The following is a 13,086-nucleotide window of genomic DNA, read 5'->3' as shown; positions in this document are numbered from 1 at the left end:
AGCTGACCGGTCGTGGTCGTCAGGAGCCAGTCAATATTCCGGTAGCGGTGCGTGCGAAGATTTTCTTACCCCAACCATCAGTGATAATCACGATCACTGCCCCGGTGCGGGAGACGTGGTGGTCACGCAGGTAGTCAAAAATTGCCTGAAAGCTGGTCCCACCACCGCCTTGCCGTTGCCACTCAATCTGTCGCCCACTGCGCGATCGTTGCCCCGGTCCATACATCTTCGCATCAAAAGAATAAATTGTTACCACTGGGCGTTCGCGAGCAACCAGGTTCCGGATTTCAATCAGCGCCCGGCGGATCTCGGCATCGGTCATCGAGCCGGAATTATCGACGAAGATTCGCAAGTCAGCAGTCAGGTGACTAATCTGGCCGGGCAGATCCATGCGCAACGGCTGGCGGCGATTGAAACGCGCCCGTGACTCTTCCTTGCCTCGGGTAATCTTACCGACCTGGCGATGAAGAACCATTTGCCAGTCAAAATTAGCCGGCTGGCGCGGGCCGGTCAACTGCTGCACTAACTCACCCGGCAGCACACCGCGATCGCGTTTAGGTGTCTGTTGCCAAGCGTGGCACAGGATCCGTCGCAGATTAGCCAGGCGGATCTGCTGATTTCCCTGGCTGGCCTGGTCAGCGACCGTGCGCCAGCCCTGGTGGCCGTCCGTCCCCGGTGTTGGCTGTTGTCCATGCCCCTGACCATTTAAGCGCAACCCACCCTTCTTTAAGCGTTCCCGCTCCTCAACCGTGGCGTTTTCCAGCAGGGTAAGGTATTCCTGCGAATCCAGGCGGGCAGGAATCCGTTTCCGCAACAGGCGCCTTAGTTGTGCTAGCGTGGCCGTACCAACGGGCGCTGCCGCCAGGTACTGATTAACTGCCACGTCGGTTGCCACTTTGACCATGTCGGGGTGCGGGTGCTGAGCATAACGCAGCGGGTGTTGCCAAAGGACGTGCAACGCTTCGTGGGCCAGCAGCGTTTGTTGATCATCGGTTCGCAGGTGCTGAAATTGTTCCGGATTAATCTTCAAAATTAGCTGATCACTTTGCCAGGTGAGTTCCGCGGTAGCGGTTTGAGCAGGATTATAGAAACGGGGCACCTGGAGCAGAACTTCGCCCAGGAGTCGGTGGCTTTGGAGCAGCTGGACCACTGCTCGGGTTGCCTGATCTGCAGCATCTGTGTCTTGTCGTTTCTGATGGTGAAATAGCCGTTCGAACAAGCCCATTAGCGGTTATCTCCCCGCGTTGCGATCACGGCCAGTTGCTGGTAAAGCCGGGCCACCGCTCCACTGGGCTCCTCCTTAGCCCGTTCATACATTGGTTGAAGGATTTCGTCCAGCCGCTCCCCTATTGATTGGGCAAGGGCGTACTGACCATCCGGGCTCACCATCGTCAACAAGGCGCCAAAATGCTGGGCCCCAGCCTCCGTACTCAGCGGCTGGGCTGAATCGTCCTTGATCCAATCCCGCAGAAGAGCTAGTTTGGTTGCATCGTCAACGGACTGAAATTCACCCCGACTGCTTTCCTTGGTCTGCAACTCTTCAACAGTCAAGCCACGGCCGTGCGTCAGGATAAACTGGGCAAAGGAGACTCCCACCTCGGTTCCCAGATCACCGCTGAAGAGATCGGCCGCCAGGGCTTTTTGACTTTCGACCGACAATTGTTCCAGCTGGTCCAGGTTCTTAGTAACCCGTTCCCAGGCTCGGGGCGTCGGGTGAAGGTCCTGCTCATCCCGATTGATAATTGACAATCGCTCCGGGTAGGTATTCAAATAGTCGACAACCATTGAATTGAGGCCGATCGACTGAGCCCAGGAGAGCCATTCGGTAGTCGAGGTGGTCATCACCAGCCGGACAGTCCGATCCTTGATCGCCGCGTCCGCGATCGCCACATCATACTCACTCTCGGTAAAGCCGGCCATGGTTGCGTCGGGATTCTCGGCAATCACAATCCGGACGGTCTCCGGCAAGCGGAGAGCGTTGATCCGCCGTTGCAGGACCAGGTTCATTAATTCGCTCTGGACGGCTTGACTTCCCCGGTTGAACTCGTCCAAGAACCAAATGATCGGCTGATTCGGATGGGCCTCGGCGTACTTGATGATGCTGACGAGGGTTTCCGAATAACCGTACTGAACGTTTGCCAGTCGGCCATAGTGCTGCGTCTCGACAAAGGAGTCACTGGTCAGTGGCGGCACCGGGATCGCCAGGTCGCCCTTTTCGCTCAGGCTCACCACGGTTGTGTACAGTTGAGCGCCCATTTTGGCAGCCACTTCCTCCACTAGGGCGGATTTCCCGATCCCGGCATCACCGACAATATTGGGAACATTGCCCGCACGCAACACCAATGGAACGGCAGTTAAAAGTTGTTGATAAGTTAAGGCCATCTCATTCAGTCCTTCCAGCCGTGCTTTTCGAGATCCATTTCCCGCTTGTGCATCCCCGAAACGTAGGGATTACCGGCAACAAAGAAGCGGCGCGGTTTGGCACCGTCCTTGCCCGCTAGGTTGACACCAATCCGGGCCGTCGTGATTATTTCCCGGGGAATTTTAAAATTTTCTAAATCCACGTAGAGTGGACTGCCCGCCATCGGCTGCCCATCTAGCTGACGGGAATTAATCCCTAGCGCCTGAACCAGCTTGGCGGGGCCGTTGGTGAGATTGACACCGGTCATTTGACGATGCCTTTTCATTAAATCAATTCCCTCACAGGGCTCGATTCCCCGCAACAGAATACCCTGGGGTTCCTCCTCATCCTGGACAACGATGTCGAAACAGTAACGACCACGGATCTGATAAAGGTAGATGTCGCCCGGCATGCCATAAAGGGAGGCGGTATAGTCGGTCCGGCGCCCGTTAAAGGCGTGGGAGGCCGAATCATTTTCGCCTAGGTAGGCCTCGGTCTCGACAATGTAGCCGCCGGTCTTGCCATATAGGCCCGCGTAGCACACCCGCTTGCCCAGCAGGTCCTTGGCAATTTCTACCGTTGGCCGGCCGGTGAAAAATTGTTGGTATTTCGTCAGCATCGTTTAACTTCCCCCTCAAAGATACTATTCTTAAGGTACCACGAAACGAAAGAAGCGACAGTAATGGAACTCAAAATTGAACGAATTTATACCAAACCCGTCGACCTAAACGGCTTCCGTATCCTCGTCGACCGACTCTGGCCACGCGGCATTTCCAAGGTCAACGCCCATCTCGACGTCTGGCTCAAGGAGGTTGGCCCCAGCACTGAATTGCGGAAATGGTTCGGCCATGATCTTGCTAAGTATGAGGAATTTAAGAAACGCTACCTGCAAGAACTGGCGGCTAACCCGGCTTATGAGCGGCTTAAGGATTTGGTACGCCAGCAATTGGCAAAGCATAACGTGATCCTTCTTTATGGGGCCAAGGATGAGCAGCGTAATCAGGCGGTTATTCTCCACCATCAATTGACTCACGATCTCGAATTAGAACAATAAAAGGATCACAAGCATTATTCTGTGCTCGGATCCTCTTGCCTTAGTTTAATAACTGCAATCCGGTCTGCAAAACATCATCGTCCACGCTGGTCGTCAGAAAACGCTGCATTGGCGTCTCGCTGTGCCGATCCTTAAAGGCCAGCGGCTCGGCAGCCAGGATCACCGCTGTCAGGTTGTTTTCGGTCATCAGCAACTGGCCGGGACCCGTATACTTACCCTTAGTGTGCTTACCGATGCGCCAAACGTGGAGCTTGGCGTTGCCGGTCGGGTCCAGCTTTAACTGGTACTTGCCGTTGGCGTCCATTTCGACCGGAACACAGGTAAACTTCAGTACCTCGTATTTCCCCTTTTTGCTCATTCTTTTTTGCCACCTTTGCTTAATTTGCTTTCTATTTTAATCAATTTTGTGCTAACTGTCACATTATCATCACTGCCGATTAGTGCTACAGTTAAGGTAAATGAATGGAGGAATGATTTATGAATAAAACACCGATTACTGCCGAGCAGATGCGGCACTACGATTCCTACACGATTAATACGATTGGTATCCCATCACTAGTATTGATGGAGCGGGCCGCCCTGGCCGTTCGCGATGAGATTCTGCACGCCTTCCCGCTCTATCTCGAACGGGTTGTCGTCGTTGCCGGGAGCGGCAATAACGGTGGCGACGGGCTCGACGTCGCCCGGCTTCTGCACATTGCCGGAGTCCACGTGACAATCCTGAACGTCGGCAACCCGGACCACGCTTCGGACGAGCACCAGGTCCAAGACAAGATCTGCCAATACTACCAGATCCCCGAAACAACCGACCTGACCGTCCTCAAGCGGGCAACCTTGGTTGTCGATGCCATGTTCGGGATTGGCATTGACCGGCCCGTCACTGGCGCCTACGCTGATGCAATCAAGGCCATTAACGCCAGTGACGCCCTGGTCGTCGCCGTGGACATGCCATCCGGCATCAATACCGATACCGGCGAGGTCATGGGCGTTGCCGTCAAGGCGGATGCCACCGTCACCTTCGCCTTTAATAAAATCGGGTTGACCAAGAATGACGGTGCCAAGTATGCCGGCCGGATCATTATCGCCGACGACATGGGCACCTACGCCGTGGATGATTAACAAAAAATGGTTGGGCACTTCGCAATGAAAGTGCTCAACCATTTTTCTTATTTAAGGTACTTGATCGGATCAGCCACGAAGTCCTTCACGCTGACCTCAACGCTATCCTTGGTGGCCGCGTTCTTCAATTGGAACTGGCCTTCGTCGACTTCCCGACTACCGAAAACGGCGAAGTACTTGGCATTGCGCCGGAAGGCTTCCTTGATCTGCTTACCGACCTTAACGCCGCTGTAGTCCTTGTCGGCCACGATGCCCTGCTGGCGAACCTGGTTCAGAATGTCGAAGGCCAGGCCATCACCCTTCTCGTCAGCGCTGGCAAAGAAGACGTCCAAGGTGTCCTTTGGGGCAAAGTCTGGGTTTTCCTGTTGGAGAAGGAGCATTAGCCGCTCAACCCCCATTCCAAAACCGATTCCACCTTCTTCAGGGCCACCAAGCTGCTTGATCAGACCGTTGTAGCGTCCACCGGCGCAAACCGTGGTGTAGCCGCCACCGAAGACCGGTGAGTCGGACATGATTTCGAAGATGGTATGGTTGTAGTAGTCCAAGCCCCGGACCATGTTAGTGTCGATCTCGTAGTCAATTCCCAGTTGCTTGAGCAGGCTTTGAACCTGATCAAAGTAGGACTGGGATTCTTCGTCCAGGTAGTCCAGGATGGATGGGGCATCGGCCACGATCTTCTGGTCGCCTTCGTCCTTACTGTCGAGGACCCGGAGCGGATTGCGGTAAAGCCGGTCCTGGGAATCCTTGCTCAGTTCGTTATAGTGGGGCTTCAGGTAATCGATCAGGGCCTGCCGGTAGTCCTCCCGTACCTGCTTGTCACCCAGGGTATTGATCGTCAGCTTCACGTTCGGCACGCCGAAGCGCTTGAAGAGGGTCATCGCCATGGCAATCACTTCAACGTCAATCTGCGGTGACTCGTTGTTCAAGGCTTCCACCCCGATCTGGTGGAATTCCCGCTGCCGGCCGGATTGTGGCCGTTCGTAACGGAACATTGGCCCCATGTAGTAAACCTTGTACGGCTTCGGGTATTCCGGACCGTAGAGCTTATTTTCGACGTAGGCCCGGACAACCCCGGCCGTGCCTTCTGGACGCAGGGCGATGTGACGATCACCCTTGTCGCGAAAATCGTACATTTCCTTTTCGACAATGTCGGACGTATCCCCGACGTTGCGGGAAAAGACGTTGTAGTCTTCAAACATTGGCGTCCGGATTCCCCGGTAGCCGAATTCGCGGAAGACTTCCCGTGCGCTTGCCTCAACTTTTTCCCACAGGCCGGTCGTTCCCGGCAGCAGGTCTGCAGTACCCTTTGGTTTTTGATAATCCATTTGATTTGCTCCCTTCGTATTTTCGCGTCCTAAGTAGAAATCGCCCTCTAAGGCATATGCCTTAGAGGGCGATTTTAATCACTGTGCCACCTCTATTCGCAACGGTCTCACAACCGCTGCCTCAGGAAGTTGTCATAACTTCGTGGCGATAACGGAGCCACCGGAACGGGATACTAAATATTTCCCCCGTCCAGCCAAGTAGAGGTGACTTAATGACGGCCGCCAGTTTTCAGCTCCCCTGGTTCTCTGCATTTTCTGCCGTCACTTTTTATTCTACTGAACACTTTTAAATTCATTAGTGATTCTACCATACCAAATAGCTGCGGTCCACCATCTTAAGCCCGCACCTGCATATGATGAACATGAATCAGGTAAGTCAGGACAATGCCCAGGGTGATAATCATCATCAAAAAGACTGAAATGAACAGGATCTGGTAGTTCCCCTGTTCAATAACGTAACCGCCGTAAAGGGGCCCAATTGCCCGCCCAACCGAAATCGTAATGTTGAGCAAGCCCTGGTAGTGACCGGCCTCATTGACGTCGGTCAGCTGGGCCACCCAGGCCGGCAGACCGGCAAAACTCGTCGTCTCCCCGATCGTCAGGATCACAAAATCGCAGACAAACGCCGCCAGGCTGCGGGCGAAGACCAGCAGCAAGAAGGAGAGGGCGAAGATGAAGATCCCTACGATGATCTGGCTTGAGAGCCGGACATAGGGACTGAGTTTGTTGACTAGCGGCTGACCAATGATGATCAAGATCCCATTGAGCGTCCAAAGCATACTGTAGGCATAGAATGGGATCCCCATGTTGGTCATGTGGACCGCCATTACGCTTTCCCACAGGGAGTAGCTCAGGTGGATCGTCACCAGGTTCAACAGGATCAACCAGACTAGGGTGATTAATCGGCGGTGCTGGGCCGAGCGTGCTCCACTTTTGGTTCGCATGGCAGCGGACTTCTTTGGCAAAACGATCCGCACGTTGAAGGTCAAGACGACCAGGATCGTCAGCAAAACGTAGAAGACAGTTGCCACGGCAAAGACCAGGACCACGCTGATTGGCAGTAGAACACCGACCAAGAGCGTCCCGATGACCACCCCAATGTTGAAGGCCATGTAAATGTAGTTGAAAACGTAACGGGACGTCCGATCACTGACCATTGAGCCATAGGAATTGATGATCGTTGCGTTGATCCCATCCCCCAAGCTGTTCAGCATCATTAAGAGGGCGAACCAGGGCCAGGTGTGAATAAAGATCAACAAGAAAATTGCCAAGGTAGACAGACTAACTCCCACCAGGGCCGTTTTGTACTGGCTCCAGTGGTCAAAGAGCCAGCCACCGCTGTAGTTGCCGGCCATCATGGCGATGGACATGAAAAGCATCACGATTCCCGCCGTCGTCAGGGTCTGGTGCAGGTAGTTGTGCATGTACATCGTCGTCAACGGCCATAAGAAAGCCGCCCCGGTGTTGTTAAGCAGGCTTGCCAGGGCGACCCATTTTAATTTAACGTTTGTTTTGGCTGTCATGATGATCGCTTATCCTAGCGTTGGGCAACCATTTCTGCTGATGGCACCCGCAGGAGCGTGTAGGCGGTCGATTGGCGATTGGCCCGCAGACCAATTCCATTGAGCGGCGTGTTACGGTAGCGAACGGACATGACGGCAGCAAAAGCATGGCCGGTGCGTGAATCTTGCTTCTTAAGTTCCTTCTTGTTCCACGGCAGGCCAATGGCAGTCAGCGGAATAATCCGGTCACTGTCCGCGACGGCACCAAAGCGGGAGTTAGTAACGTACTTGTTATTGCCGGACCAGTAAGTGTAAGAAACAACCGGATGACCGCCAGCCTTACTCCGGTTTGCCAAAACATAGTAGTAGTCGTCCCCACGATTGTTGATCTGTAGAGCATAATACTTCGTACTGATCTGTGCCTCCGCGCGGTTGCCCAAGTCGACCCGGTGGAAAAAGGTCGCGTGGGCCATTGCGCCCAACCAAATCAAAGACACGGCTAGTAAGGCAACGTAGCGCAGGAACAGTTTCTTATCAAAGGCCTTCTTAGTTTTCGCAATCAGCATCAACTGCTGAACCCGAATATAGTGGATAACGTAGCAGAGAAAGGCAATTGCTAAAATCCATAGTAGCCACCCCAGCCAATTCCAACTCATAATTATTCTTCTCCCATCATAAAGTGATTACCTTAAATTATCACACAAAAGGGCCGCAAAGTCCCGCCCTTTCCGCTGAGAAGTATCACAATTTTACATTTTTTGCTAAAGTTAAGCCGATCCTTTTTGCCGGATCCGTGAACTGTGCTAAACTTTATTTTGATATAAAATCACAACTTGTTCTATAATTGGACAGTAGTATTTAGGCATTGGATCTCACAGTGAGATTTAATTAAGGAGGAATTGATTTCATGGACAATTTGAGTGACTTAGCTCGCGAATTAATCAACTTCGAGCGTGAAAACGACTTAAACGATAACGAAGTTGCTTTTGGAAGTCACCTATCCGTTGAACGGGTACACGACATTAAATCGGCCAATTCTGTGGCAACTTCAGAGGAAACCGAATTGCTCCAACGGTTTATGCAAAGTAAATAACCATAAATAAAACGGTCGTGGCATCAAACCACGGCCGTTTTATTTATGGCTGATAAAAGCTCACCGGAACCACAGCTGAGGCTGCCTCTTCCTGGGGATTCGCAATCCGGTGCAACAGCGTCTGAATCAGTTGAGAGCTCAGTTCGCCGATCGGTTGGATCACAGTTGGCAATTCAGGTGCGACCTGCCGGATTAACTTCGAACCATCGTAGCCCGTAATCAGAAAATCCTGATTTAACCGCAAGCCAGCTTGCCGATAAATGTTAATGATCTCCAGCGCTTGAACATCGTTGGAGGCCACTACCCCATCGTAGATTCCCGGGAAGACGTCCTTAAGCTGGCTCCTATTAATGTCGATTGGATCAAAGCTGCGGCCCTGTTGGCTCAGGTAGTCGACAACCCCCTGCAGACGATTGACCGTCGGCGAAACAGATTGGTCTTCGTCGACGATTACCGCAAGGCGCTTTACGTGTCGATCCAATAAGTACTTGGCCGCCAACTGACCGCCCTGGTAACTGTCAGCCGAGACAATCGGGATGTTGTCAGCCAAGTACCGGTCAAAGGAGACGATTGGGGCCGTAATTTGGTGATATTCATCAATCCCCAAATTGTGGGACCCGGAAATAATTCCATCTACCTGGTTGGCCATCAACATGTTCAGATAATCATGTTCAATCTCTGGATTTTCCGCTGACGAGGCAATAATGGCCTTGTAACCTTTAGTAAACAGCTGCCGTTCCAGCTCATTTACTAACTCGGCAAAGAACGGATTGATCAAGTTCGGGAAGATCAAGCCAATAAATTGTGATGGCTTTCCTTGCATGGCACGGGCCAAAGCGTTGGGCTGATAATTCAACTGCCGCATCGCCGCGTGAACCTTCTTTATCGTTTTTTCGCTCAGTGAACCGTAATTGTTGATTACCCGAGAAACCGTCGTCACTGATACGCCGGCTACCCTGGCAACATCGCTTAGCTTTGCGACCATAGAAACCAATCCCGTTCCTTTCATTTTTAATTATTTAATGTTCAAAACCTTATTATTATAACCCATCTCAACTAGGAGAGCAGTACTTTCGGGAATTCTAGATATGTTAATTACTTCATTCATCAAATTTTTACTCGGTGACTGAAACTAATGACAATTAGCTGAAAACGCTTGCCAGCACAAATGAGATCCGCTTAAGAATATAATATTTCTTATTTTAAGATCGAAAGAAAATTGACGTTATCCTTAATAAATGTTACTTTGATACTAGCTAAATCTTAATAAGTTCTTAAATAATTTCACCAAAACTTATGAATTTATTTATAGATCTTCAATTTCGTTTTCAAAAGGGAGTTCGTGCCAATGAATCGTCAAGAATCAACTAATGTGACCACTCATTTCAAAATGTACAAAAGCGGCCGTAAGTGGATGTTTGCCGGCATCACTGCCCTCACCATGCTGACTGCTACTGGTGCAGTTGCCCACGCTGACAATCAAAGCTCAGCTGCCCAAGGTCAGTCCACCATGGCTGAAGTTACTAGTTCCGCTGCAAACGTCAATTCCAGCGCAACCAGCAACAGTAATTCCGTAGCAATCAGTGCTAACAGCGCCGTGGCCTCTACCGCTAACTCAGCGGCGGCTCAATCTGCTGCTACCACTAGTGCAAGCAGTGCTACTACGACTGCGGCAACGACTGCAACTCAGGCCACGGCAGTGAGTGCTTCAGCTAGGGCCGTCAACGCAGCCGCTAGTCAGCAGCAAACAACGACCGACTTAAATAGTCTTCACTTCAGTAACAATGCCCGTTCCCAGCAGTTTATTGAAAGCGTGGCTTCAGGGGCTGTTCAAGGCTGGAGCAAGTACAAGGTTTTGCCATCAATTACGGTCGCCCAGGCAATTCTGGAGAGTGGCTGGGGACAATCATCACTGTCAACAAGTGCCCACAACCTCTTCGGGATCAAGGGATCTTATAACGGTCACTCGGTCACCATGCAGACACGGGAAGTTTACGGCGGTCGGAGCGTTTACATCAATGATAATTTCCGCGCCTACGCAAACAATTCCGAATCCGTTGAAGACCACGGTAATTTCTTAGCCAGCAACCGGCGTTACGACAATTTGCTTGGTGATACAAATTACGTTTCCGTTGCCAACAAGTTGCGCCAAGACGGTTATGCCACGGACCCAAGTTATGCTCAGTCATTAATTAAGCTGGTTCAGACTTATAATCTTACCCAGCTCGATGCTGTTGCACTTTCTGGACACGTGGTTGTCAACAATTCTCAAGAAACCACAACTAAGGCAACGGCTGGCACGACTAATCACGATAATAATGGTGGAACCAATTACTACACCGTTCAGCGCGGCGATACCCTCTCTGGCATCGCCACTAAGTTTAATACTACTTACACCGCCCTCGCTCAAATCAATCATCTGACAAATCCAAACCGGATTTACATTGGGCAGCAATTACAGCTGCGGGCACAGGCAAACACAACTACGACAAGAAGTAGCTCACAGCAACAAGCTAACACAGCTAGTTCAACGACAACCTACACGGTTAAGAGTGGTGACACCCTTTCCGGCATCGCGGAACAGTTCAACACCAGCTATGAACAGTTGGCACGGCTCAACAACATTTCGAACTCCAACCGGATTTACGTTGGCCAACAGCTGCAGGTGCGGGGAACTCAATCAACTGCTTCCCGCTATCGACTTGCATCAACTAGTCGCACCAGTGGCAGTTATACTGTCAAGAGCGGCGACTCCTTATCAAAGATCGCTGCACACTACGGCATCAGCTGGCGGACCTTGGCTTCCAAGAACCAAATCCAAAGCCCCTACATCATCTACGTTGGTCAGCAACTTGCCCTCTAATAAGTAAAAATTAAAAGCAAAAGTTCTTATACGCTTTTGCTTTTTTAAGTTTAAAATCTTAAAATAAAGGTATCTCAAGAGATGGTAACGCTTTAAAAGTAATAGATAGAAAGTATGTGATCTAATGACTGTTCATCGTGTTAATCAAGTTCCCCACCTTGCAGAGGTTAGCCAGCTTTTTAAAATTTTAGGTAACCCCAAGCGACTGCAACTACTTTACCTCCTGATTCAACATTCGATGAATGTTACGGAGATCAGTGAAAGTCTCCATTGGGAGCAATCTGGTGTCTCTCACCAACTCCAACTGCTGCGGAAATATAACCTGGTCCAGCAACGACGAGAAGGCAAAGTTGTCATCTACCACCTCGAAGATCCACAGGTGGTGGTCTTGATCGCCGACGTTCTCAGCCAAGCCGAAAGAATCATTACCAAGGAAAGTCGTTAAAGAGGTTGAGAATTAACTCAGCCTCTTTACTATTTTTATAATCATAACTGCTGTAGCGCGGTAGCTAGCCTCCCAAATAGGCTTGCTCCGCGTCGACGAGGGTGGGAAAACGAACTCGCAAGCAAGTTGTATCCCTTTTTATGCCTAAATAAATTTTAATTGAAATTCTTCCTTGCTTAACACATCGTCGACCGTTAGCTGTTCGCCATCGTGAAAATGGTTTTGGTCGAGGTAAAATCCCGGATGGGCATGTCCATAAAACTTAAAATCGTACATCGGTGCCGAATCGTGCGGTGCAACCCGCATGATCCCCTGTGTTCGATCAGAGCAACTAACCGTCTGTGTCTTACCATTGTCATGAATGTAAACTATCGTCACCGCTAACACCTGCTATATAAAACGTGAACAAATATCATCATTTACTGATTTGATCATATTTGCGAAGGAATATAGTTGTTCCTTTCTTAATTTTATTTACTACCGTCAACACCAGTATTCCGATATTCCAACTAGGGAGTAATCGTATTGACTGGCTCTGATAGCTTGAAGGGTGTAGCCCACCCTCATCATAATAATTACTGTATTAAAGCCAAAAGATTGAGCACCGCATTTTGATCACGATCATTGCAGTAACCACATTGATAGCAAACATATTCGTTATGCTTAGTGTGATGGCTGGCATTACCTTGCAGGGTGATCTTGTCTTTACCCGTTTTAACATGACCACAATTAGCACAGCGCTGGGTGCTGGGATAATGTCGGTCGGCCAGAACTAGTTGCTTCCCATACCATTCGGTTTTGTAGGTTAGAATCTGACAAAACTTACCAAACAAGAAGCGTTGTAATCCTTTAGAAGCGACATGACTCATCTGCATCTGCTTAACCGCCAGATCTTCAATCACGATCGTGTCATAGTTATTAACGAGGGTCGTCGTAAACTTCTGTAAAATGTCATTTTGGAGGTTTGTTACCCGCCGATAATCACGTTGCAGCTTGGCTTTCGTCTACACGTAATTATTACTGCGGTTAGCTAACTTGCCATTCACTTCCGCTCGACAGTTTCCTTGGGCTCAATCATTCTCGGTAGCACAATATCACCTCACGTTTTAGCCTCCAGTAATATTATACTATTTTTATAATATTTAATGATTTATTTGATAACCTAAATTTCAAGAATAAGTTAGCCACTGGACTCAAATAAATAATACTGACCAATTGATTATTGGTTGATGGAGCTGTGATATCTCTTGGTAGAAGGCCTTACGATAGATATCCATTGACGAA

Annotated in this window: 14 protein-coding genes and 1 pseudogene; 5 read left to right on the top strand and 10 right to left on the bottom strand. The window is 50.3% G+C overall.

The features are described from left to right. Window positions 1-19: 19 nt before the first annotated feature. Genes OCT58_RS06180 through OCT58_RS06170 form a run of 3 tightly spaced genes read right to left on the bottom strand, consistent with a single transcriptional unit; the run spans window position 20 to window position 3,020 of the window. Window positions 20-1,225 carry a vWA domain-containing protein gene (locus OCT58_RS06180; protein ID WP_267202009.1) on the bottom strand — a complete coding sequence of 402 codons (1,206 nt, stop codon included), beginning with the start codon at window positions 1,223-1,225 and terminating at the stop codon, window positions 20-22. Then, the gene (locus tag OCT58_RS06175; RefSeq protein WP_267202008.1) at window positions 1,225-2,382 is read right to left on the bottom strand and encodes an AAA family ATPase; all 1,158 of its coding nucleotides are present in this window, start codon (window positions 2,380-2,382) and stop codon (window positions 1,225-1,227) included. Before OCT58_RS06175 ends, OCT58_RS06180 begins: the two co-directional genes overlap by 1 nt. A 5-nt stretch (window positions 2,383-2,387) precedes the next feature. Next, window positions 2,388-3,020 (bottom strand): DNA-3-methyladenine glycosylase, encoded by a 633-nt coding sequence (locus OCT58_RS06170; RefSeq protein ID WP_267202007.1) that lies wholly within the window; start codon window positions 3,018-3,020, stop codon window positions 2,388-2,390. A gap of 63 nt (window positions 3,021-3,083) precedes the next feature. On the opposite strand from OCT58_RS06170, the gene OCT58_RS06165 reads away from it, so the two are divergent. Beyond that, the gene (locus tag OCT58_RS06165; RefSeq protein ID WP_267202006.1) at window positions 3,084-3,455 is read left to right on the top strand and encodes a DUF488 domain-containing protein; all 372 of its coding nucleotides are present in this window, start codon (window positions 3,084-3,086) and stop codon (window positions 3,453-3,455) included. A gap of 40 nt (window positions 3,456-3,495) precedes the next feature. On the opposite strand, the gene OCT58_RS06160 is transcribed toward OCT58_RS06165, so the two are convergent. Continuing rightward, entirely contained in the window at window positions 3,496-3,813 is a 318-nt protein-coding gene (locus tag OCT58_RS06160) for a DUF7671 family protein (protein WP_267202005.1), read from the bottom strand. A gap of 119 nt (window positions 3,814-3,932) precedes the next feature. On the opposite strand from OCT58_RS06160, the gene OCT58_RS06155 reads away from it, so the two are divergent. Continuing rightward, window positions 3,933-4,574 (top strand): NAD(P)H-hydrate epimerase, encoded by a 642-nt coding sequence (locus tag OCT58_RS06155; RefSeq protein WP_267202004.1) that lies wholly within the window; start codon window positions 3,933-3,935, stop codon window positions 4,572-4,574. A gap of 47 nt (window positions 4,575-4,621) precedes the next feature. Here the strand turns inward: OCT58_RS06155 and hisS are convergent, their stop codons facing one another. From hisS to OCT58_RS06140, 3 genes are all read right to left on the bottom strand, one after another. Then, on the bottom strand, window positions 4,622-5,899 hold the full coding sequence (hisS, locus tag OCT58_RS06150) for a histidine--tRNA ligase (protein WP_267202003.1): 1,278 nt from the start codon (window positions 5,897-5,899) through the stop codon (window positions 4,622-4,624). Window positions 5,900-6,234: 335 nt separating this feature from the next. Next, entirely contained in the window at window positions 6,235-7,422 is a 1,188-nt protein-coding gene (locus OCT58_RS06145; protein ID WP_267202002.1) for an MDR family MFS transporter, read from the bottom strand. Window positions 7,423-7,436: 14 nt separating this feature from the next. Beyond that, entirely contained in the window at window positions 7,437-8,057 is a 621-nt protein-coding gene (locus OCT58_RS06140; protein ID WP_267202001.1) for an LVIS_2131 family protein, read from the bottom strand. Between the two features lie 251 nt (window positions 8,058-8,308). Here OCT58_RS06140 and OCT58_RS06135 point away from each other — a divergent pair, with 251 nt between their 5' ends. Next, window positions 8,309-8,494, top strand: coding sequence for an LBP_cg2779 family protein (locus OCT58_RS06135; protein ID WP_267202000.1), 186 nt, complete (start codon window positions 8,309-8,311; stop codon window positions 8,492-8,494). Window positions 8,495-8,537: 43 nt separating this feature from the next. On the opposite strand, the gene OCT58_RS06130 is transcribed toward OCT58_RS06135, so the two are convergent. Further along, a complete protein-coding gene (locus OCT58_RS06130) occupies window positions 8,538-9,479 on the bottom strand; it encodes a LacI family DNA-binding transcriptional regulator (protein ID WP_267201999.1) in 942 nt (313 codons plus the stop codon). Between the two features lie 363 nt (window positions 9,480-9,842). Here OCT58_RS06130 and OCT58_RS06125 point away from each other — a divergent pair, with 363 nt between their 5' ends. Next, entirely contained in the window at window positions 9,843-11,357 is a 1,515-nt protein-coding gene (locus OCT58_RS06125) for a LysM peptidoglycan-binding domain-containing protein (RefSeq protein ID WP_267201998.1), read from the top strand. Window positions 11,358-11,481: 124 nt separating this feature from the next. Then, window positions 11,482-11,802, top strand: a complete 321-nt coding sequence (locus tag OCT58_RS06120; RefSeq protein ID WP_267201997.1) for an ArsR/SmtB family transcription factor — start codon at window positions 11,482-11,484, stop codon at window positions 11,800-11,802. A 144-nt stretch (window positions 11,803-11,946) separates the two neighbouring features. Here OCT58_RS06120 and OCT58_RS06115 read toward each other — a convergent pair whose 3' ends face one another. Continuing rightward, entirely contained in the window at window positions 11,947-12,180 is a 234-nt protein-coding gene (locus OCT58_RS06115) for a hypothetical protein (RefSeq protein ID WP_267201996.1), read from the bottom strand. 197 nt (window positions 12,181-12,377) lie between these two features. After that, a pseudogene (locus OCT58_RS06110) lies at window positions 12,378-12,857 on the bottom strand (RNA-guided endonuclease InsQ/TnpB family protein); the annotation flags it as partial. Window positions 12,858-13,086 lie beyond the last annotated feature (229 nt).

Source organism: Limosilactobacillus kribbianus, assembly GCF_026413145.1.
Classification (GTDB): Bacteria; Bacillota; Bacilli; order Lactobacillales; family Lactobacillaceae; genus Limosilactobacillus; species Limosilactobacillus kribbianus.
This window is presented reverse-complemented; position numbering and strand designations above follow the sequence as displayed.

Bases quoted from the DNA above. Each gene is read 5' to 3' on its own strand.
- OCT58_RS06180 (WP_267202009.1), bottom strand. From the start codon at position 1,225: ATGGGCTTGTTCGAACGGCTATTTCACCATCAGAAACGACAAGACACA.
- OCT58_RS06175 (WP_267202008.1), bottom strand. From the start codon at position 2,382: ATGGCCTTAACTTATCAACAACTTTTAACTGCCGTTCCATTGGTGTTG.
- OCT58_RS06170 (WP_267202007.1), bottom strand. From the start codon at position 3,020: ATGCTGACGAAATACCAACAATTTTTCACCGGCCGGCCAACGGTAGAA.
- OCT58_RS06165 (WP_267202006.1), top strand. From the start codon at position 3,084: ATGGAACTCAAAATTGAACGAATTTATACCAAACCCGTCGACCTAAAC.
- OCT58_RS06160 (WP_267202005.1), bottom strand. From the start codon at position 3,813: ATGAGCAAAAAGGGGAAATACGAGGTACTGAAGTTTACCTGTGTTCCG.
- OCT58_RS06155 (WP_267202004.1), top strand. From the start codon at position 3,933: ATGAATAAAACACCGATTACTGCCGAGCAGATGCGGCACTACGATTCC.
- hisS (WP_267202003.1), bottom strand. From the start codon at position 5,899: ATGGATTATCAAAAACCAAAGGGTACTGCAGACCTGCTGCCGGGAACG.
- OCT58_RS06145 (WP_267202002.1), bottom strand. From the start codon at position 7,422: ATGACAGCCAAAACAAACGTTAAATTAAAATGGGTCGCCCTGGCAAGC.
- OCT58_RS06140 (WP_267202001.1), bottom strand. From the start codon at position 8,057: ATGAGTTGGAATTGGCTGGGGTGGCTACTATGGATTTTAGCAATTGCC.
- OCT58_RS06135 (WP_267202000.1), top strand. From the start codon at position 8,309: ATGGACAATTTGAGTGACTTAGCTCGCGAATTAATCAACTTCGAGCGT.
- OCT58_RS06130 (WP_267201999.1), bottom strand. From the start codon at position 9,479: ATGGTCGCAAAGCTAAGCGATGTTGCCAGGGTAGCCGGCGTATCAGTG.
- OCT58_RS06125 (WP_267201998.1), top strand. From the start codon at position 9,843: ATGAATCGTCAAGAATCAACTAATGTGACCACTCATTTCAAAATGTAC.
- OCT58_RS06120 (WP_267201997.1), top strand. From the start codon at position 11,482: ATGACTGTTCATCGTGTTAATCAAGTTCCCCACCTTGCAGAGGTTAGC.